The sequence below is a fragment of the Ruegeria sp. AL12 genome, from assembly GCF_056540885.1.
This window is the reverse complement of record NZ_JBQFXN010000006.1, coordinates 47,857-67,232: the sequence shown is the minus strand read 5'-3', so window position 1 is coordinate 67,232 and position 19,376 is coordinate 47,857. Positions and strand designations below refer to the sequence as shown.

The window sequence follows — 19,376 nt, the reverse complement described above, 5'->3', positions numbered from 1 at the left end:
GAGGTTGCCAGATTTTGGCCAGCCTCAGACAAACGGAGGAAAACATGTCCATTCAATCGAAACTTGCGGGTGCCGTATCAGGTTTGGCTATTCTTGTTGGCGCAGCTGCCGTACAAGCCGAAACTCTGTTCTGGTCGACCCAAGCCCGTCCTGCTGAAGAGGCGCAAGCCATGCGGGCCGAGGTGCTTGGTGGATTTGATGGCGAAGTTGATTACCAGCCAAACGAAGATGGCCCTTGGTTGACCCGGCTCCAAGCCGAGTTGCAGGCGGGCTCGGGTAGTATTGATCTGCTGGGCTCTTTGCACGGCAACTTCTCGGCAATGAACCCTGATGATCTGATGGATCTCAGCGATCTGGGTGTGATGTCGGCGTCGGACACTTTCAACGATCTGGCTAAGCTGGGAACGGACAGCCTGCAATACATGCCGTGGATGCAAGCGAGCTATATCATGGCCGCCAACAAGGAAGCGCTGCAATACCTGCCAGAAGGTGCAGACATTAACGCGCTGACCTATGACCAGTTGATCGCATGGACAGCCAATGTCGAACAAGCGACTGGTCAGAAGAAATTCGGTTTTCCGGCTGGGCCCAAAGGGTTGAAACACCGTTTTTTCCAAGGCTATCTTTACCCCTCCTACACTAACGGTGTCGTGCGAACGTTTGCTTCGCCCGAGGCTGTGACCGCATGGGAGAAGTTCAAAGAGCTTTGGAGCCATACGAACCCTGCATCAACCAACTTCTCGTTTATGCAGGAACAGCTATTGAACGGAGATGCGTGGATCGTCTTCGATCACACCTCACGCCTGGCGCAGGCATTCAATGAACGCCCCGATGATTTCGTCGCCTTACCGGCGCCCGCAGGTCCGACCGGCCGTGGCTTCATGCCTGTTCTGGCAGGTGTTGCCATCCCGCGCACCGCGCCGGATGCAGAAGGTGCCAAAGCTCTAGTAACTTATCTGATGCAGCCAGAGACGCAGATCGCAACTCTGAGAGCCACTAACTTCTTCCCTGTAGTTGACGTCGAGTTGCCAGACGATTTGCCGCCTTCGGTAAAAGCTGCCGGTGAAGCCGTTGCCAAGATGAGCGGTTCGGCAGATGCCAATCCTGGATTGTTGCCCGCAGGTCTGGGCAGCATGGGTGGTGATTTCAATCGTGTCTACGTAGATACGTTTGAACGCATTGTTCTGGCTGGCCAGCCCATCGAGCAAGTCTTGAATGATCAGAAGAAACAGCTTGAAAAAATCATGACTGAAACCGGCGCGCCCTGCTGGGCACCTGATGCGCCTTCGGAAGGCGCGTGCCCGGTCGAGTAAGACCTTCCAACGGTCGGGCCACTGAAATAGCGGCCCGGCTCCCCAGCATTTTCCCAACTTGAAGGAGCGGTCCGATGGAAGCACGGCTATTGCCATACCTTCTGATCCTCCCGGTGACTCTGTTTCTCTGCCTGTTCTTTCTTTACCCGTTTGCGTTGGTGGCGCAGCAGGCTTTTGGAACCGAGAGCGGTTTCTCACTGGATAATTTTCGCGAGGTTGTGAACTACTGGAAGTTCCCGATTTCAATGAAGAACACTTTTCTTCTGGCAGCGGCTGTGGTGCCGATCCAGTTGGCCCTTTCGCTTCTGATGGCCACAATGGTCACGAAGATGCAAAGGGGTCGCGATCTGGTTCTGTACATTTGGACCATCCCGCTGGGCATTTCGGACCTTGCAGCTGGTATCATCTGGTTGGCTATCTTCGAGCAGTCAGGCTTCCTGAATTCGATGATGGTGGGATTGGGTGTCACTGACCAACCTGTGAGTTTGCTGAGCTATCAGACCCCCTGGATTGTATTCCTTGCGATTATGCTGGCCGAGATTTGGCGCGCGACCGCGATTATGCTTGTGATCCTTGTGGCGGGCATCGGTCTGATCCCCAAGGAATACTACGAGGCTGCGGATGTGTTTGGAGCCTCGCGCTGGAAGCAATTCACGCGGATCACCCTGCCCCTTTTGCGCCCGTCCCTGCAAACGGCACTGGTCCTGCGCGTTATCCTTGCCTTTGAGGTTTTTGCCGTGGTCGCCGCCCTTGGGGGCACGATTTTCCCGGTGCTTATGGGCGAGATCTACGCCTATCAGTTTGATCTGCAAAATGGCGGTGCAGCAGCAGCACTCGCGATCATCGTTCTGATTATCTCGATCGTCTTCACTCTGATCATTATGCGCGCCTTGCGCGTCCCGAAAGGAGCCACGATATGACGGCTGTTGCAGACGTAGTTGCCCCCGACGCACGTAAGGCGGGCAAAGGGCTTTACCGGGCAGGAGTTATCCTGCTGTGCGCCTGGGTGATCGTCCCGCTCTACCTGCTGTTTGTGAACACGATGTCCTCACCGGATACTGTGAACAGCTTCCCCAAGAGCTTCCTCCCGGAATTTGACATGGGATCCTTGGAATTCTTTGCGGGGTTCCAGGGAATGCTGGCGGCACTGTGGAATTCAGTTGTGGTTGCTTTGATGACGATGGTGATGTCCATCGCGATCGGAGCCCCAGCTGGGTACGCCCTGTCACGGTTCGACTTCCGGGGGAAGGAACTGTTCCGCCTTTTGATCCTGCTGACACGGGCTTTCCCACTGCCACTTCTGGCGTTGCCTCTGGCGGTTCTCTTTATCCGCACGGGTCTGGATGACACAGCCTTCGGTCTGGCCCTTGTCCACACCACACTGGCAATCCCCTTTGCGGTGCTCATAACCTTTTCGCTATTCTCAGGCATTCCGCTTGAGCTGGAAGAAGCGGCTTGGACATTGGGCTGCACGCGGCTGACCGCCTTTACCAAGGTGATCCTGCCGTTGGTCCTCCCGGGGATCACGGCCTCGGCTATCTTTGCCTTCGTGATCTCGTGGAACGAGGTTTTCGCAGCCGCCGTTCTGACCATCGAAAACCGGACGCTTCCCGCGTTCCTGTTGCAGACCCTGGGCGAAGCACCGCTGCATCTGAAATTTGCAGGCGGGTTCATTCTCGTGGTGCCTGCACTGATTTTCATCTTCGCCGTGCGCAAATATCTCTTTGCCATGTGGGGTATTGCCAACCGCTGAGCGGTGGCTGAAAGGAAACTGTTATGGCTGAAATACAGATCAAAAACATCGCCAAGAACTTTGGGTCCTACCAGGCTCTGCACGACATCAACCTGACCATCTCGGATCAGGAATTCATGGTGCTTTTAGGTGCTTCGGGCTGCGGCAAGTCCACGCTTTTGCGTATCATTGCCGGGCTCGAGACAGCGACCACCGGCGAGGTCTGGATCGGTGGTCGCCGGGTGGATCACCTGTCGCCAAAGGATCGCGGTATCTCGATGGTGTTCCAGAATTACGCGGTGTTCCCGCATCTGACGGTGTTCGAAAATATCGGCTTTGGTCTGCGGATGCAGAAACTGCCCGATGCGGAAGTCAAACGTCGGGTCGAACGCACCGCTGGATTGATGCATATCGAGCAGCTTCTGAAGCGCTATTCGGGCGAGCTGTCGGGTGGTCAGCGCCAACGGGTCGCCGTTGCCCGTGCATTGGCGATGGAACCGGATGTGATCCTGATGGACGAGCCGTTGTCTAACCTTGACGCATTGTTGCGGATGGAGATGCGGGCCGAGCTGAAGGGTGTTCTGGCCGAAAGTAAAACCACAGCAATCTACGTGACCCACGATCAGGTCGAAGCTATGTCCATGGCTGACCGGATCAGCGTCATGCATCAGGGCAAAATAGTTCAGGCCGCCTCGCCTATCGAGGTGTACCGGGATCCCGCGGCCGAGTTTGTGGCCAGCTTTATCGGCAATCCGCCAATGAACTTCCTTCCTGCCGAAGCAGCGGGTTCCGGGCGCTGGAATGTGGCAGGGCAAAACTTTGACGGGCCGGCAAACGGCAAAGAGCTGAAATGGGCGATTCGACCGGAAGATCTGCGCATTGCAGATCAGGGTTTCGGAGCGCGGGCCAAAGTCGTGGAGCCTCTGGGCGCGCACTTGCTAGTCACTTGCGATGTGGACGGGCACCAATTCCGCGCTGTGCTGGATAGTGAGCTCGACGTGAAACCCGGTGACGTACTCACCTTGGCGCCGCAAGAGGGTCGCGGACGCTGGTTTGACCCCAAAACAACTCTGGCCGTTGCGTAAAGGAGAACCACGATGAGCCAAGCGCTGATCGATCAGGCCTGCAAAGTAATGGAAGGCAACGACCGTGGCAGTTATACCGTGCCCACCCACGGTCTCTATCCCTTTCAGTGGAACTGGGATAGCGCATTGTCTGCGCTAGGCTTTTCGCATTTCGACATGGACAGGGCTTGGGTCGAGGTCGAGACCCTAATGGCCCATCAGTGGGAAGACGGTATGGTGCCCCATATCGTATTTCACGAACCCGATGATGGGTATTTCCCCGGTCCTGACGTCTGGCAAACCGGCCAAGCTGTGCCGACGACCGGTATCACCCAGCCGGCGGTTGCGGGTCTTGCCCTGCGCAAACTCTATAATCGCGCCGAAGACAAAGCCGCCGCCCGGACGCGGCTTGCTGAACTTCTGCCCAAGGTCCACGCATGGCATCAGTGGTTTTACCGCAACCGCGATCCTGAAAACACCGGGCTGGTGGCAATCATTCACCCGTGGGAATCCGGGCGAGACAACTCGGTGGACTGGGACGAAGGGCTGGATGCTGTACCGACTGAGGGCATAGCACCGTTCACGCGACGCGATACAACTCATGCCAATCCCGATCATCGCCCGACAGATGATCAGTACCAAAGGTATATCTGGTTGGTGGAACACTTCCGCGGATTGCGATGGGATAACGCAAAACTACATGACGCCTCGCCTTTCCGACTGGTTGACCCGGGGTTCAATGCCATCCTTATTCGGTCTTGTGACGATGTCGCGGAATTAGCGGAGATCTTGGGTATTCCTGCCATGGCCTCTGAAGCGCGCGAAATGGCCACCAAGGGCCGTGAAGCGTTGGAAAGCTTATGGAATGCAAATCTTGGACAATACACGTGTTACAACCGCGCCGCCGGGGTTCTGCAAGACACGCCAACGGTCGGCGGGTTACTTGCGGCAATTGCTCAGGTGCCTCCCGAGCGCACCGAAGCCCTGGTGCGAAGGATCGCCTTGCTGTCCGAGCGATGCGATTATCTGGTGCCAAGCCACGACCCGGCGGATGACGCCTTTGACAGTAAACGCTATTGGCGTGGACCGACATGGCTGGTCGTGAACTATATGATTGCCGAAGGGCTGATCCAATCAGGACAGGAAGCAATGGCACAACGTATCCTTGCTGGCAGCTTGCGCCTCATTGAGAAAAGCGGCTTTGCGGAATACTATGATCCCATCAGCGGTGAACCGTGTGGGGGTGGAGATTTCACTTGGACAGCGGCAATGGTGATTGAAATTCTCAAGATTCAAAAAGTGCCCGCATGAAACGTTCGCGCATCAACGAGATTATGGCGCAAGCAAATGAGCTAATTCGCTCTCACGGTTTCACATTGCCGCCGTTTGCCTATTGGACGCCAGAAGAATTTAAGGCTCGTGAAAGCGATGCCCGTCACGTGATCGACGCGCGTTGCGGTTGGGATATCACTGATTACGGCGACGGCGATTTTGATCGGATGGGCCTGTTTCTTTTCACCCTGCGCAACGGTCTGCAGAGCGACTTGGCAAAAGGCGGCGGCATGTGTTACGCTGAGAAGCTGTTGATTTCACGGCAGGATCAGCTTTCGCCGATGCACACGCATGTTCTGAAGGCAGAAGATATCATCAACCGTGGTGGCGCGACCCTAGTGATCGAGCTTTTCGGCTCGGATGATACCGGTGGTTTTGCAGAGGATCGCGGCGGCGTAGTCTGGCTGGATGGTATCCGCCGCGATTACGGCCCGGGCGAGAAACTGCGCCTGGCCCCTGGTGAAAGCGTCACCCTTCGCCCTGGTGATTGGCACGCGTTTTGGGGCGAAGGTGGCGATGTGCTGATCGGCGAGGTCTCGACCGTCAATGACGACGAGACCGACAATGTTTTTCGCGACCCAATTGGCCGATTTGCCGAGGTTCAGGAGGACGTCGCGCCAACACATCTTCTGGTCAGCGACTACTCAAAATGGCTAGGCTGATTGATGAAACCATTGAAGGAGTTCGCGGGGTTTTGACGCGAACTTAACCCTCTTTATCCGAGTTTGGGCGGTCAGCCTTCACAGAAAATTGGCAATATCTATGGGCCTTGTTTGCCCGTTCGCTGCGTTGTGCTTCAACAGCTGGAAACGCGGATAACGCAACTTTGTTAGTATCACCACAATATTCAATTCGCCTGAAAATTAGACGTTACTTACGACGACAGTATCAAATCGAGCCTGAACGACTTGAAAATTCTGATTTGAGCGTGAAACTTAACACATGAGTGAGTATTTTGATGAAATGTTCAACGGCGATGGATCACTCAGAGGTCCATATGAAGAGATCGGCCGCTGGTTCAATGCTGAAGACGTATCACGGCTGAGGGCGAAACAGCGTGAAGCCGAAGAAGTCTTTAGGCTGACGGGCATCACCTTTAATGTTTACGGCAAAGCAGAGGCAGAAGAACGACTGATACCGTTTGATATCGTGCCGCGTGTCATTTCGGCACGAGAGTGGCAGCGGCTGGAACGAGGTATCGAACAGCGAGTTCGAGCAATCAACGCGTTTCTTCATGACATATACCACCGTCAGGAAATTGTTCGCGCTGGCCGTGTGCCAGCTGAGATGATCGCCGCAAACGAAGCGTTCCTGCCGCAGATGTTGGGCATCACGCCACCTGGTAAGGTCTATACGCACATAGTCGGTGTTGATTTGGTGCGAACCGGGCCGGACGAGTTTTTCGTGCTGGAAGACAATGCGCGTACACCGTCCGGTGTGAGCTATATGCTCGAGAACCGGGAAACGATGCTCAAAATGTTCCCGGAACTGTTTAGCGCCACAAATGTCCGGAATGTTTCCGATTACCCGCGTAGTTTAAGACGGTCTCTGGCTGCATGCGCGCCAGCTTGCGCCGAGGGAGAACCCACTGTCGCCGTGTTGACGCCTGGCATCTACAATTCAGCCTACTACGAGCACGCCTTCTTGGCAGATCAGATGGCCGTGGAATTGGTCGAAGGTCACGACCTGCGGGTTGTAAACGGGCGTGTCTGCATGCGCACCACCAGAGGTTATAAACCCATTGACGTTCTCTATCGCAGAGTGGATGACGACTTTCTGGACCCGTTGAATTTCAACCCCGACAGCGCATTGGGTGTGCCGGGTATTCTGGACGTTTATCGCGCTGGCGGTATCACAATTGCGAACGCCCCGGGAACAGGCATAGCCGATGACAAGGCGATCTATTCATACATGCCTGAAATCGTTGAATTCTACACGGGTGAGAAGCCCCTGCTTCAAAATGTTCCTACGTGGCGTTGCAGCGATCCCGAATCTCTGTCCTACGTACTGGACAATCTGTCCGACCTTGTTGTGAAAGAAGTGCACGGGTCTGGCGGCTACGGGATGTTGATCGGCCCGACCGCCAGCAAGAAAGAGATTTCAGCTTTCCGCGACAAGCTCAAAGCGCGGCCAGCGAATTATATTGCTCAGCCGACACTGTCGCTTTCAACCGTTCCGATCTTCGCGCGCTCGGGGCTGGCCCCCAGACATGTCGATCTGCGGCCTTTCGTTTTAGTGTCGCCTGAGGGGATCAAGATCACTCCCGGCGGCCTGACCCGCGTGGCACTTAAGAAAGGGTCATTGGTCGTAAACTCGAGCCAGGGCGGTGGAACCAAAGACACCTGGGTTCTGGAGGACTGACCATGCTGGGAAAAACTGCTGGTGGGTTGTTCTGGATGTCCCGCTACCTGGAACGAGCGGAAAACACGGCCAGGCTGCTTGAAACAGGTCAGCGGATGGCGTTGACCCGCACCAAGAATTCGACCGAAGAATGGGGTTCTGTTCTGAAAACGGCCGGCGTTCTCGATGGTTACCACGCCAAATACGATGATGTTTCAAAAGACAACGCGGTGGATTGGATGCTGCGTGATGCGGATAATCCATCCTCGATCAAATCAGTCATCAAGCAGGCAAGGGACAATGCGCGTCTTGTTCGAACCGCACTGACACACGATGTTTGGAGCGCAGTAAACTCTACCTGGATGCAGATTGATGATGTCATGAAGCGCCGCGTGAATGAGCGGGACCTGCCAGCGACGCTGGAGCTTATTCGCCAACAGGCAGCTCTGGTTCGTGGCGCTACATTGGGCACGATGCTACGCAATGACATTTTCGACTTCACCCGCATTGGTACGTTCGTTGAACGAGCCGACAATACCGGGCGCATTCTGGACGTGAAATACTACGTTCTTCTGCCCACAGCTTTCTCAGTTGGCTCATCACTGGACAACATCCAATGGGAAAGCATTCTCCGTTCCGTCGGCGCTGGCGGAGGATATCGAATGACCCACGGTGAGAAAACCCAGCCGTCTGATATCGCACAGTTTTTGATCTTGGATCAGCGAATGCCGCGCAGCCTTCACTTTTGCTGCAGAAAAATTCAAGAAAACCTTTCTTACCTAAAGAAAGACTATGGCTTTGCCGGGCCTTCCTGCGAGGCCTCGAATGGCCTCTACGAGAAATACCTGGATCAAAAAATCTCTGATATCTTCGAAATTGGTCTGCATGAGTACATTCAGGATTTTCTGACAGATCTCGGCAGCTTAAGTCGACAGATCGAGGTTGATTACAGGTTCTACGAGTAGCCAATGAAACTGCACATTCGACACGAGACACGATACGATTTCGATGCACCCGTTCCCTTCGGGCTGCAACAGCTGAGAAAGACACCAAAGTCATTTCGCAATCAGAACATTGTAAGTTGGAGCACCCAAATCACTGGCGGGCGCAAAGAATTGACTTTTGAAGACTACCACCGCAACACCGTGGAATTGATCAGTTTCGACGTAAACACCCAAAGCATCTCGTTGATCTCAGAAGGCGTTGTAGAAGTGGAAGACACACATGGCGTCCTCGGGCGTCACGAAGGGTCGACTCCATTGTGGCTATTCAAAAGGAGCACCCCGCAGACAACGCCGGGGAAAGGGGTTGCCGAAGTAATAGGCGCGTTGCCCAAAGGCGAACCGCTGGAAAAGATGCATGCCCTTTCCGAAAGCATTCGCACTCAGGTCGCGTACGAGATTGGAAGTTCGCACCCGGGCTGGAGCGCAGAAGACGCACTCGAATCCGGGTGCGGCGTGTGTCAGGACCACGCGCATATTTTCATTGCCTGCGCACGACAGATCGGAGTTCCGGCACGCTATGTATCGGGTTACCTGATGATGAACGAAACGGAACTACAGGACGCGACCCATGCCTGGGCCGAAGTGTACTTGGACGGGCTTGGGTGGGTAGGGTTCGACGTTTCAAACGGGATTTCACCTGACGATCGATACGTACGCGTCGCGACCGGTCTGGACTATTCCCAAGCTGCCCCAGTAATAGGGAACAGAATTGGGGCAGCGGGTGAGCAATTGACAGTGCAGTTGCAGGTCGCACAGCAATAACGGAGAACTTGATGACCTATGCTGTGGGTATGCGGCTGAATCGCGGGTTGGTGTTCATGTCCGACACGCGCACGAATGCAGGCGTCGATAATGTTTCGACCTTCAACAAGATGTTCAATTGGACAGTTGATGGCGATCGGTCGATCACTATCCTAACGGCCGGAAACCTTGCGACTACTCAGGCCACCATAAGCCTTCTGGAAGAGCGGACCAAAGCGCCAGAAGATCGCTCGCCGTCCATACTGGAAGCACCGACAATGTTCCAAGTCGCGCAACTGGTCGCGGCTACGTTGAATGACGTCATACAGGAGCATTCCCAATCCGGTCAGCAAGCCGACAGCGCCTTTCATGCGACACTCATTTTAGGTGGCCAGATCAAAGGCGGCCCGTCTCGCCTGTTTCTGATCTACCCCGAAGGCAACTTTATCGAGGCTGGCGCTGACACTCCGTTCTTTCAGATTGGAGAGACGAAATACGGGCGTCCAATTCTGGTGCGCGCCTATGATCCGGAGATGAGCTTTGCGGAAACTGTGAAACTCCTGCTTGTCAGCTTCGACTCCACGATCAAGGCCAATCTATCTGTCGGAGCTCCGCTTGACCTTCTTCTTTACGATGAAGACAGTCTTGAAGGCGGCACACGGTCCAGATTCGAACCCGACGATCAGTACTTTCGCACCATTTCCGAGGTGTGGGGCGACGCGTTGAAATCGGCCTTGTCCAAGCTTCCAGAATACAAACCAGAGCGAAAGCCAAACGATTGAGCGTCCGCTTTGTCCGCATCGCCGACTTTCGCTGAGCTTTGCTTGAGTGTCTACTTGGCGGGCTAGGCAGACGATGGTTTATACGATCGCACCCGTGTTTCTGCCCGCAATATAAGCGCGCCGTGTTTGCCAAATTCGGAAGAACAGTGTTGAATCTGAAAGGGATTAACCTGAGTTGTCGACGCGTGCTTGGATAGTAACACTGACTTCGAAGCACATTGTTCTTGTTGCTGGATTGGACGCCTGAAAGCTTTACTTCAGGCAACTCATGAAGCTTGCATTTCCCTCTCCGGCCAGAACTCGTCCACTATGACATAAGCGACAATCACGAAGAAAGCGGCCCCTGCAACTTGCAATACGCGCGTGATACTTTTGACGTCAGCTTCATCCGAAAACGGTGCAACCGACCCACCGTAAACGATCAGAACCGTTGTCAACGCCGAACCGGCTGCTGCTGCGAGTGCGACCTGAGATTTCCCAAGCGCTCCGAGGGTGAAGCAGAAAAACAGACATAATAAAATGGGCGTCAGAATAACCGGTGCGATCACGTTTACCTCGTAACAAATGATCGACACCGCTGCCCCAAGCAGGTTTGCCGTAAGCATAGCTTTGGCGACGGCTTTTCCCATCGACGGCATGGCGGCCAGTTGCTGGCTCAAAAGAGCGACAAAGAACAGAACCAACAATGCAGATGCCCCGGACACAAAAAACACCATGGCAAATGGAAGCGTCACAAGCGACATTCTGACGATCCGCCGGTACCGGTCAAAATCTGGTGGCGCGTCGGCTTTCTTTTGGGCGACTGTTTGAGGTTCCGCTGGGATCATCACAAACATCAGCGTGGATACGAAACCTGCAAATAGCAGGTTAATCGGTATCCAAAATACAAGCACAAGCGCCAGATCCTGCGATTGCAAAACGAGGTTCGGGATCATCAACGCCCCCATGAGTGCTATGACACCGGGTAGAACTCCGGCCCCTGAAACTGACCACATGAAGGACAGGATGATCCCGATGGCAACCAGAATAAGGAATACCACGGGATAGGGAGCGAAAACGGACGACAACAGGAATGAGATGAACATCAATCCTATAGAGAAAACAAACAGCTTTGCGAATGCCGCCAACGGCAGCGCGGTGGGCGCTTGTAGGAACAGCGCGGTGAAAACTGCTCCCACAACCGCCAAAGGCCACCCAAGAAACAAGCCCAAGGCGAAAACGCCGGTCACACCCAGCGCAAGCCGGATAACGGATTTTCGATCCTCAATAGGCATAGGATAGTATTGAGACCAAACGGATATAGGTCCGGCCGACCACATTCAGCAGGGAATTGTCGCTCAAATACATGATCACGTCGGCCTGCCCGTTGAGTTGGAAGCGCAGTTCGTCTTCGGCGTTTCCGGCCTCGTATCCCGGCAGCACGATCCGAACGGGAAACCGTTCTGGTTCGCGCAGAAACCCCTTGGTACTTGGCGGGCTGGCCAACTGGCCAGGTTCATCGCCACCGCTCAAGGATACAGCCGCGCTGAAGCTCTCAATGACACCCGGGATAATTTGACCGGGGTGCATATCCAACACGACATCAACAGGAGAACCCACCCCAGCCCGGCCTAGGTTGTTTTCCGTAAAATACGCCTCTATCCATATGTCGGTTGCATCCAGGAACGTCAAAAGGTCCTGACCGGACCGTGCATACGTACCCGGGGCGATCAACAGATTGGATATGACACCCGTCGCCGGAGCACGCAGTTCAGTCCATTCCAGGTTTAGCTCTGCATCCGCCAAGGCAGCCAACGCGCGCTGAATTTTTGGATTTTCGATCCCGTCGTCACCCAGCCTCTGCTTTGCTTTTTCAAGATCCGCTTTGGCGTTCTCATAATTTGCCTCGGACTCTGCCAGTTGACCTCGGGCATCGTCGGCTTTTGAGACGGCGATCAATCCCTTTCTTTCCAGCGCAAAAACACGCTCTGTTTGAATGCGTATTGTGTCCAGATCGCTCTGGGCCCGCGCCAGTTTGGCTTGCGCGGCTCTTACCTCCGCCGAGGATGCACCCACCTCCTGCGTTGCCGCTTCTAGATCAGCTTCCGCCTTGTTGCGTTGAATTTCGTAGGGCCTGGGGTCGATCCGAACCAGAATATCACCTGCCGAGACGATCTGCCCGTTTTCGACAAGAACTTCGGTCACTGTACCCGTGACCTGTGGAACGATCTGGGTCGCAATGGCCTTTACTCTGGCATTCCCGGTAAACGGCGTTTTTCGGTCAGCGACAAGATACCAGACAAGAAAAACAAGAATGACGGCCAAAGTGGTCCAAATCGTCTTTCTCATTTCGTGGCTCCTTCAGCCGCGCTTTCAGCTTCTGCAGGGGCGTCGATCCAGACCTTGAACAACTCATAAAACACGGCAAACAGAACAGGTCCCATAAAAATGCCGATCAAGCCATAGGCCATCATGCCGCCAAGAACACCAATGAGTATGACCAGCATTGGTGTTTCGAGGCCTTTTGAGATGAATACAGGCCTTAGGAAGCTGTCCATTATCGCAACGGGAATAGCCAGGATTGTGAAGATCAACGCGGCACCGCCGGACATGGTGCTCCAGGCGTAAATAATCACTGGCAAAAGAACCAAGCCGGGCCCGATCTGGATAATCGAGAGGATCAAACAGATAAACGCCAGCGTGGCGGCCGAGCCAATTCCGAACAGCGCCAACAATATCCAAACCACGACCGCCTGAATCGCAGCCACGCCAATCACACCTTTTGTCACATTGCGGATCGTAGCGCCGGCAAGTGTAACGAACTCACCGCCACGGGGCGCAAAGACACGGTTGGCAAAGCGCTGCAGGCCTTGCACCAGACTTGGACCAGGGCTGAACAAAGCCCCCATGATCAAGACGGACAGGGCCAACGCCAAGAGCCCAAGCCCGATGCTTAGCACCTTTCCGAACAGTGATTTGGTGATCTCAAGAATCTGCGCGCCGTATTTGGCAAGCGCGCCGTCAAGGTTTCGTTCAAACAAGCCCCAGACTTCAGAAATTTTGTTTCCGACCAGCGGCAGCTCCTTTAAGCCATCGGGTGCCGGTGGGACTTTTAGCTCGCCGTTGTCAGCTTGTTCTGCAAATCCAGACCCAAGTTCGGCTGCTCCGGATACCGCTGTCGCGACCGGCCCCAAGGTCAGAACGAGGCCCAACAATACCAGTATCGTCGTCGCAAGCTTCTTTCTTCCGCCCAACCTGGACTGCAGCCAATCGAAAACCGGATAGAGTGCGACGCACAGGATCGTCGCCCAGATGACCACGCTTGCCAGCGGGGCCACCATTACCAAAGCGCTGTAAAGGAACAGCCCGAGAAACAGCAGTCTAATCGCGAGATCGACAATCTTCGCGTCCTGAGTCTTTTCCATACCATCCCTCCAACATTTGTATGTTCAAACTTTACACTCAAAAAAATTAATATGTATATTTAAAATACCAAAAACCTGTAACCAGTTGGATTATATCGCAAATTCGGATTTCAGAGGGGCTATTCGGTCGACGTATTGCCTGCGTATGAAATCGCATTGGCTCGGCGGGGCAAAACTAGTTGTCCTCTTGCTTGTCGTCCTGGGACAGGATTGTATCTGCCACCGTAGTCGCTGCAGTCACGAAGATACCGAGCCCAACGATGATGTAGAAAATTGTAAATATTTTCCCTGCGGCTGTTTCAGGGGAAAAGTCGCCAAACCCAACGGTCGAAATTGTCACAACAGAAAAGTAAATAGAGTCAAGCCAGCTCCAACCTTCGACATAACGGTAAAACACCGACGCCCACAGGATCATGCCAGCTGTGAATGCTAGAAGGCCCTTCACCCTGCCATCTTTAAAGGCGACGCCTATACCTCGCGTAATTCTCGTTAGTGAATTCATAACGTAAGAATACCAAGGGATTTGTTTATACATAGAATTTTTTTGAATTTTCTCGTATTTTTCCAAAACTCTGTTGCGCTCCCACCGTGTGTGTCCGGCAGGAATGTTAACCAATTTCTCGCTCAATCGCTTCGGGATTACTCAAGTCAATTCTGTTTTTAGTCACCCGGCAAAGTCGGCAATGGGCTCGGCAGAGTCATTCGGTGCACTCGGCGTGAACGACTGCTTCGCGGACAAAGCCGCCGTTCATTCTCTCCCTTGGACTGCGCCAATGGACTGCGCCAATGGACTGCGCCAATGGACTACGCCAATTTTCAGTCCAAGGGGATGATTCGCGCGTTGAAATTCGACAGAGTGTTGTCTTTGAATTCAAGCTCACTGGCTTCCGTCAGAGCTATTGGTTGCCGGCACGGCTGGTGAGTTCCTCCATAACGTTGTCGAGGTTGAAGCTGCCGGGTTTCTGCCTTGGCGGAAACTCCTCGAAGCTTTGCAACCACTGCCCAACGTAGGCGGCAGCAGGAGCTATCGCGAACATATGTTCAAGGAACCAGCGCTGGTAACCCATAGCGTTCTCTTCCTCGGCTCTCTCGAACGGATCGCTGCGTAAGTTTGAAAGCATCGGTGCGCGCAACACCTCGAAAGGTGAGAGCCAAACATCAAGTCCATGTGCGTTCTGTTTTAGGAATGTCACCTTGTACTGTTCATAGCGCAAGGCGGCTACGCTGCCATCGTCAGTCCAATAAATGAATTCACTGCGTGGCCAATCATCAGTTTCACCTGAGAGCGACGGAAGTAGATTGTAGCCGTCCAGATGTGCCTTGTATTGGCGACCGATCGCTTCAACGCCACCATCAAGTAGCCTTTCTTTGATGTCTGGCTCGCCGACAGAAGCCATAATGGTTGGCAACATGTCCGCATGTGAAGCTACGCCATTGATCTTCGATCCCGGTTCGATGACGCCCGGCCACTTGATGACAGTCGGGACACGATAGCCACCTTCCCATTGCGTATTTTTCTCGCCGCGGAAAGGTGTAGTACCTCCGTCCGGCCACGTGAAGGTCTCGGCTCCGTTGTCCGTTGAATACATTACGACAGTGTTTTCGGCGATCCCAAGCTCCTCAAGTTTATCAAGTAGTACACCGACGTGCCCATCATGCTCGACCATGCCGTCAGGATAAACACCAAGTCCCGTCACTCCGTCGGAGTCTTCCTTAAGATGCGTAAAAATGTGCATGCGAGTGGAATTCCACCAAAGGAAGAAAGGCTTGTCCTGCTCAACAGCTCTATCCATGAAGTCCAACGCACTTGCCGTGACTTCTTCGTCAACGGTTTCCATGCGTTTTTTTGTAAGCGGCCCGGTATCCTCGATCGAGCCATCTGCGGTCGATTTGATCACCCCGCGCGGGCCGAAATTCTCCCTAAAGGTTTCATCCTTGGGATAATCTGGATTTTCAGGCTCTTCTTCTGCGTTGAGATGGTAGAGATTCCCGAAAAATTCATCGAAACCGTGATTGGTGGGGAGGTGCTCGTCACGGTCACCTAGATGGTTTTTGCCAAACTGGCCTGTCATATACCCGTGGTTTTTGAGTAGTCCAGCGATGGTGGGGTCTTCCACGGGCATGCCCTCAGGTGCGCCAGGAAGGCCGACCTTCGTCAAACCCGTACGAATGGGAGATTGTCCAGTTATGAAAGCCGCTCGTCCTGCAGTACAGGACTGCTCTCCGTACCAGTCAGTAAATAGCGCGCCTTCTTTGGCTATACGGTCGATGTTGGGTGTCTGATAACCCATCATGCCATGGTTGTAGGCACTAATATTCCAAAACCCAATGTCATCTCCCCAAATAATCAGGAAGTTCATAGGAGGTTCATCTTGTGCGTAAACGGCCGTAGCGGTTGCGGCAAGTAATGCCGCTACTATGGTGGATTTTGTTTTGCATTTCATATTCGTCCTCCCAAAATTTCTTGTTAACACCGAATAACCTACCACAAATTCGAAGTGTTTTGTCGGGACCCTTGTGGTTTACAGGATTTCAGGCGGAAACGCGCAAGTGAATTAAAAAAGCTGTCGACTTAAATGGCTTTACTAAACGAACTGACCGATACCTTTTTCCAGCGCTTCAAACACGTAATTGGTCAAGACTGAATTCGCCGCATTTCGGAACCACGCCAAAGCGTTTGCTGGACCACTTTTTCTTCTGCTTCGGAATCGATGCTGACATTCGCCTGAATATCGCGAGCGATCGCTATGCGGACAATGCTGCCACTCGCAGTCGCATTATTAAATCGGAAACAGACCTTTGTAACATCCGATCACTTGTGAACAGTTTAAATAAAACACTGTGATGCAAAGATCATTTCAAAGGACGAAGCTGTACGAACTGGAGCTTCATGATTTTTGCGCGACAATATAACGACTCTGGAGCATCGAGGCTTGATCAGAAGTATAAAGGACTTCGAAGCCTGCGGACGCAATTTTCCTCTCAAGTGCCGATCCAGACACGAAGTTCACAAATGGGGCTTTCCCAAAAGCCTGCATGATTGGGATTGCGATCCGACTGATCATCGCAAACTTGAAACCACCGCTCTCAGGCGCGCAGACGGTTTTGGATATGAAAAGCCCACCCGGTTTTGTCAGCGCAGCAATGTGCTCGAGCGCTTGGTCCAAATCGGGCAGAAGATGAAGCAAGTTATGCGCCAAGACGGCATCGTAAGAGCCTTCGTCAAGACTGTGCTCAAGAACGTCGGCCACCTTGAAAGTGACATTCTCCAGCCCTTCTTTATCAAGCTTCTCATCGGCAATTTCGATCATGCCCGGAGCGAGATCCGTGGCAGTGACATGGGCGACATTCGGTGCAAGCAGCAGCGCAGTTGAACCCGTCCCGCACCCGATTTCGAGTACGCTGTCCTCCGCTTTCAGGTACGACTTGGTACGTTCCAGTGTTTTCAGGTACCCTTCCATGTTGCGGATTGGGTCTGCCGCATATTTTCGCGAGATTTTGCTCCAGAACGCGGCATCCTTAGACAAAGCAGCCATTTCAATACTCTCTAACAAGGTTGTCGCCGTATCCTGTAATACCAAACATTCATTTATGGAATTGCCCCAATTTGCAGAAGTGTTATGCATAAATGCATGAACTGGAAAGCCATCAATTTCGACTGGAATCAGGTGCGGTCCTTTCTTGCCACCGCCGAAGAAGGCTCGTTTTCAGCAGCGGCGCGCGTTCTTGAGCAAACTCAACCCACTGTCGGCCGTCAAGTTGCTGCGCTGGAAACGGCGCTTGGCATCACCTTGTTTGAAAGAGTCGGAAAGTCGCTTAATTTGACGACCGCTGGCGCCGAGCTTTTGTTGCATGTCAGAGAAATGGCGGATGTGGCAAACAGGATTTCTCTTACCGCAACAAGTCAGTCGCAAGCTGTTGAAGGGCAAGTCAGGATTACTGCGTCCGATGTGATGTCTGCCTATCAACTGCCGCCTATCCTGAAAAAGATCCGACTTGCGGCACCGCGACTGGAGATAGACATCGTTGCTGCAAATGACATACGCGACATACAGCGACGTGAGGCTGATATTGCCATCCGACATGTACGTCCGACGCAGCCGGATCTGACGGCAAAGCTTGTCGCCGAGGCCACGGCACATTTCTACGCGGCACCTTCGTACCTTGATCAGGTTGGACGGCCAAAAAATGAATGCGAACTCGCTAAGTTGGACTTTGTCGGATTTGGTGACATTGACACGATGATCGGCTTTCTCGATCCGGCGGGCATAAATGTCACCCGAAAAAGCTTCAGGATTGGCTCACAAAGCGGGATTGTATCCTGGGAACTGGTGCGCCAAGGTTTTGGCATAAGTGTAATGTCGGATGATGTGGCTGCCTTAACACCAGGAGTGGAGCGCGTGCTTCCCGACCGCGAGCCGTTTAAGTTCCCGATTTGGCTGGCGACGCACTCCGAGCTACATACCGCTCGAAGGATCAGGTTGGTGTTTGATCAACTGGCAGACCAACTTAGCGCAGGGACCATCAGGTAATCCGGGAGTTCGCTCTATGTCACAGGCTATTCCAACGCTCCACTTGTTATGCGGCAAAGTTGCTTCTGGAAAATCAACTCTGGCAGCGAGACTTGCAAAAAGAGACGGGGCCGTGCTCATTTCAGAAGATGAATGGCTTAGCGCGCTGTTTGGGGATCAAATGAAGTCCTTGCAGGATTATGTAGACTGCGCTTTGAAACTGCGACTGGTCATGGGTCCTCACGTGGCTGCTCTGCTGAAGGCTGGCGTTTCGGTCGTTCTCGATTTTCCAGCGAACACAATTGAAAACAGGGCCTGGATGCGCGACCTGCTGGAAGACACTGCTGCGCAGCACCACCTTCACTTTTTGGATGTGTCAGATGAGGTTTGTCTGCACCGGCTGCACAAGCGCAACAGAGAAGGCGCGCATGCATTTGCAGCGACGGAAGATCAATATCGGCGTATTGCGCGGTATTTCGTGCCACCATCACCCGAAGAGGGTTTTAGCATCATAACTCACCGTCAGTAGCACCAGACTTTCGAAATATCGCGGCGGAGCTAAGTGTTTTTCGGCCGCCTGCTCCGAGTCGACGATTGGCCAGATGTTTACAGTCAGCTTTCACTGGGCCTCAGGTACGGAGATTGCGTGACAACAAAAGATGTATCCCGTTGCGTCCTTCTTTAGTCATGGCGACGGCAACGCGGGCAGCGTCGTTCACGTCGATTATCGGTAGTGTACGTCGCTGGCGGGCATGGGCAACACATCGGCAAATGCCGGCTCCAACAACCATCTCCAGAATAGTTTTGCGCCGACAATACAGCACGGGTGATGGGAAAAGGCACTGATTATTCTTCACATACGTTGTCAAACCAGTCCCGGCTTGGTTTCACCTGATCCAATCATTCAGCGACTTCACGGATCTGGCGCATGGCCTCGTCCATACCCCCTGAAATAAGTCTGCAAAATGTGTTAGAAGACACTGTCATAAGATCGTTATGCAATACCGGCAACTATTCTCATTGCCAGCCAACTCGAAAGGTGACCCATGTCTTTTTCCAACCGCTCGTCAATTTCGCGTCGCCAATTTCTTGCAACAACAGCCGGTGCAGCGGCCATCACCTTGCATCCTTTTTCAGTTTTGGCATCCAACAT

The 19,376-nt window shown here is 53.4% G+C and carries 19 protein-coding genes; 12 read left to right on the top strand and 7 right to left on the bottom strand.

Annotated features, from left to right (window positions below):
* Nucleotides 1–44 precede the first annotated feature (44 nt).
* From ACR0C6_RS15280 to ACR0C6_RS15235, 10 genes are all read left to right on the top strand, one after another.
* Nucleotides 45–1,313 (top strand): ABC transporter substrate-binding protein, encoded by a 1,269-nt coding sequence (locus ACR0C6_RS15280; RefSeq protein WP_480446612.1) that lies wholly within the window; start codon nt 45–47, stop codon nt 1,311–1,313.
* A gap of 74 nt (nt 1,314–1,387) precedes the next feature.
* On the top strand, nt 1,388–2,233 hold the full coding sequence (locus ACR0C6_RS15275) for a carbohydrate ABC transporter permease (RefSeq protein WP_152459492.1): 846 nt from the start codon (nt 1,388–1,390) through the stop codon (nt 2,231–2,233).
* On the top strand, nt 2,230–3,066 hold the full coding sequence (locus ACR0C6_RS15270) for a carbohydrate ABC transporter permease (RefSeq protein WP_152459493.1): 837 nt from the start codon (nt 2,230–2,232) through the stop codon (nt 3,064–3,066). Before ACR0C6_RS15275 ends, ACR0C6_RS15270 begins: the two co-directional genes overlap by 4 nt.
* A gap of 23 nt (nt 3,067–3,089) precedes the next feature.
* Entirely contained in the window at nt 3,090–4,130 is a 1,041-nt protein-coding gene (locus ACR0C6_RS15265; protein ID WP_171233370.1) for an ABC transporter ATP-binding protein, read from the top strand.
* Nucleotides 4,131–4,142: 12 nt separating this feature from the next.
* Entirely contained in the window at nt 4,143–5,420 is a 1,278-nt protein-coding gene (locus tag ACR0C6_RS15260; RefSeq protein WP_480620027.1) for an amylo-alpha-1,6-glucosidase, read from the top strand.
* Complete coding sequence (locus ACR0C6_RS15255) at nt 5,417–6,103, top strand: D-lyxose/D-mannose family sugar isomerase (protein WP_480446609.1); 687 nt, start codon at nt 5,417–5,419, stop codon at nt 6,101–6,103. The genes ACR0C6_RS15260 and ACR0C6_RS15255 overlap by 4 nt, the downstream gene beginning before the upstream one ends.
* Before the next feature lie 280 nt (nt 6,104–6,383).
* A complete protein-coding gene (locus ACR0C6_RS15250) occupies nt 6,384–7,802 on the top strand; it encodes a circularly permuted type 2 ATP-grasp protein (RefSeq protein ID WP_171172167.1) in 1,419 nt (472 codons plus the stop codon).
* Between the two features lie 2 nt (nt 7,803–7,804).
* Complete coding sequence (locus ACR0C6_RS15245) at nt 7,805–8,746, top strand: alpha-E domain-containing protein (RefSeq protein ID WP_152459498.1); 942 nt, start codon at nt 7,805–7,807, stop codon at nt 8,744–8,746.
* 3 nt (nt 8,747–8,749) lie between these two features.
* On the top strand, nt 8,750–9,547 hold the full coding sequence (locus ACR0C6_RS15240; RefSeq protein WP_152459499.1) for a transglutaminase family protein: 798 nt from the start codon (nt 8,750–8,752) through the stop codon (nt 9,545–9,547).
* 11 nt (nt 9,548–9,558) lie between these two features.
* Entirely contained in the window at nt 9,559–10,308 is a 750-nt protein-coding gene (locus ACR0C6_RS15235) for a proteasome-type protease (protein ID WP_152459500.1), read from the top strand.
* Nucleotides 10,309–10,574: 266 nt separating this feature from the next.
* Here ACR0C6_RS15235 and ACR0C6_RS15230 read toward each other — a convergent pair whose 3' ends face one another.
* The 6 genes from ACR0C6_RS15230 to ACR0C6_RS15205 form a co-directional block, all read right to left on the bottom strand.
* Entirely contained in the window at nt 10,575–11,582 is a 1,008-nt protein-coding gene (locus ACR0C6_RS15230) for a DUF2955 domain-containing protein (RefSeq protein ID WP_171207152.1), read from the bottom strand.
* Nucleotides 11,572–12,636, bottom strand: coding sequence for an HlyD family secretion protein (locus tag ACR0C6_RS15225; protein WP_171640271.1), 1,065 nt, complete (start codon nt 12,634–12,636; stop codon nt 11,572–11,574). The genes ACR0C6_RS15230 and ACR0C6_RS15225 overlap by 11 nt, the downstream gene beginning before the upstream one ends.
* Complete coding sequence (locus ACR0C6_RS15220; protein ID WP_480620024.1) at nt 12,633–13,712, bottom strand: AI-2E family transporter; 1,080 nt, start codon at nt 13,710–13,712, stop codon at nt 12,633–12,635. The genes ACR0C6_RS15225 and ACR0C6_RS15220 overlap by 4 nt, the downstream gene beginning before the upstream one ends.
* 175 nt (nt 13,713–13,887) lie before the next feature.
* Complete coding sequence (locus tag ACR0C6_RS15215; protein ID WP_480620023.1) at nt 13,888–14,340, bottom strand: potassium channel family protein; 453 nt, start codon at nt 14,338–14,340, stop codon at nt 13,888–13,890.
* Nucleotides 14,341–14,608: 268 nt separating this feature from the next.
* On the bottom strand, nt 14,609–16,156 hold the full coding sequence (locus ACR0C6_RS15210; protein ID WP_480620022.1) for an arylsulfatase: 1,548 nt from the start codon (nt 16,154–16,156) through the stop codon (nt 14,609–14,611).
* 444 nt (nt 16,157–16,600) lie between these two features.
* Complete coding sequence (locus tag ACR0C6_RS15205) at nt 16,601–17,338, bottom strand: class I SAM-dependent methyltransferase (protein ID WP_480620021.1); 738 nt, start codon at nt 17,336–17,338, stop codon at nt 16,601–16,603.
* A gap of 6 nt (nt 17,339–17,344) precedes the next feature.
* Here ACR0C6_RS15205 and ACR0C6_RS15200 point away from each other — a divergent pair, with 6 nt between their 5' ends.
* Both ACR0C6_RS15200 and ACR0C6_RS15195 read left to right on the top strand, forming a co-directional pair.
* The gene (locus tag ACR0C6_RS15200; RefSeq protein ID WP_480446603.1) at nt 17,345–18,244 is read left to right on the top strand and encodes a LysR family transcriptional regulator; all 900 of its coding nucleotides are present in this window, start codon (nt 17,345–17,347) and stop codon (nt 18,242–18,244) included.
* Between the two features lie 16 nt (nt 18,245–18,260).
* Complete coding sequence (locus ACR0C6_RS15195) at nt 18,261–18,752, top strand: P-loop nucleotide/nucleoside kinase family protein (protein ID WP_480446602.1); 492 nt, start codon at nt 18,261–18,263, stop codon at nt 18,750–18,752.
* Between the two features lie 465 nt (nt 18,753–19,217).
* Here the strand turns inward: ACR0C6_RS15195 and ACR0C6_RS15190 are convergent, their stop codons facing one another.
* Entirely contained in the window at nt 19,218–19,376 is a 159-nt protein-coding gene (locus ACR0C6_RS15190) for a hypothetical protein (protein WP_254430193.1), read from the bottom strand.

Bases quoted from the DNA above. Each gene is read 5' to 3' on its own strand.
- ACR0C6_RS15195 (WP_480446602.1), top strand. From the start codon at position 18,261: ATGTCACAGGCTATTCCAACGCTCCACTTGTTATGCGGCAAAGTTGCT.
- ACR0C6_RS15250 (WP_171172167.1), top strand. From the start codon at position 6,384: ATGAGTGAGTATTTTGATGAAATGTTCAACGGCGATGGATCACTCAGA.
- ACR0C6_RS15240 (WP_152459499.1), top strand. From the start codon at position 8,750: ATGAAACTGCACATTCGACACGAGACACGATACGATTTCGATGCACCC.
- ACR0C6_RS15200 (WP_480446603.1), top strand. From the start codon at position 17,345: ATGAACTGGAAAGCCATCAATTTCGACTGGAATCAGGTGCGGTCCTTT.
- ACR0C6_RS15255 (WP_480446609.1), top strand. From the start codon at position 5,417: ATGAAACGTTCGCGCATCAACGAGATTATGGCGCAAGCAAATGAGCTA.
- ACR0C6_RS15260 (WP_480620027.1), top strand. From the start codon at position 4,143: ATGAGCCAAGCGCTGATCGATCAGGCCTGCAAAGTAATGGAAGGCAAC.
- ACR0C6_RS15280 (WP_480446612.1), top strand. From the start codon at position 45: ATGTCCATTCAATCGAAACTTGCGGGTGCCGTATCAGGTTTGGCTATT.
- ACR0C6_RS15270 (WP_152459493.1), top strand. From the start codon at position 2,230: ATGACGGCTGTTGCAGACGTAGTTGCCCCCGACGCACGTAAGGCGGGC.
- ACR0C6_RS15225 (WP_171640271.1), bottom strand. From the start codon at position 12,636: ATGAGAAAGACGATTTGGACCACTTTGGCCGTCATTCTTGTTTTTCTT.
- ACR0C6_RS15265 (WP_171233370.1), top strand. From the start codon at position 3,090: ATGGCTGAAATACAGATCAAAAACATCGCCAAGAACTTTGGGTCCTAC.
- ACR0C6_RS15275 (WP_152459492.1), top strand. From the start codon at position 1,388: ATGGAAGCACGGCTATTGCCATACCTTCTGATCCTCCCGGTGACTCTG.
- ACR0C6_RS15245 (WP_152459498.1), top strand. From the start codon at position 7,805: ATGCTGGGAAAAACTGCTGGTGGGTTGTTCTGGATGTCCCGCTACCTG.
- ACR0C6_RS15235 (WP_152459500.1), top strand. From the start codon at position 9,559: ATGACCTATGCTGTGGGTATGCGGCTGAATCGCGGGTTGGTGTTCATG.
- ACR0C6_RS15210 (WP_480620022.1), bottom strand. From the start codon at position 16,156: ATGAAATGCAAAACAAAATCCACCATAGTAGCGGCATTACTTGCCGCA.
- ACR0C6_RS15190 (WP_254430193.1), bottom strand. From the start codon at position 19,376: ATGTTGGATGCCAAAACTGAAAAAGGATGCAAGGTGATGGCCGCTGCA.
- ACR0C6_RS15205 (WP_480620021.1), bottom strand. From the start codon at position 17,338: ATGCATAACACTTCTGCAAATTGGGGCAATTCCATAAATGAATGTTTG.
- ACR0C6_RS15220 (WP_480620024.1), bottom strand. From the start codon at position 13,712: ATGGAAAAGACTCAGGACGCGAAGATTGTCGATCTCGCGATTAGACTG.
- ACR0C6_RS15230 (WP_171207152.1), bottom strand. From the start codon at position 11,582: ATGCCTATTGAGGATCGAAAATCCGTTATCCGGCTTGCGCTGGGTGTG.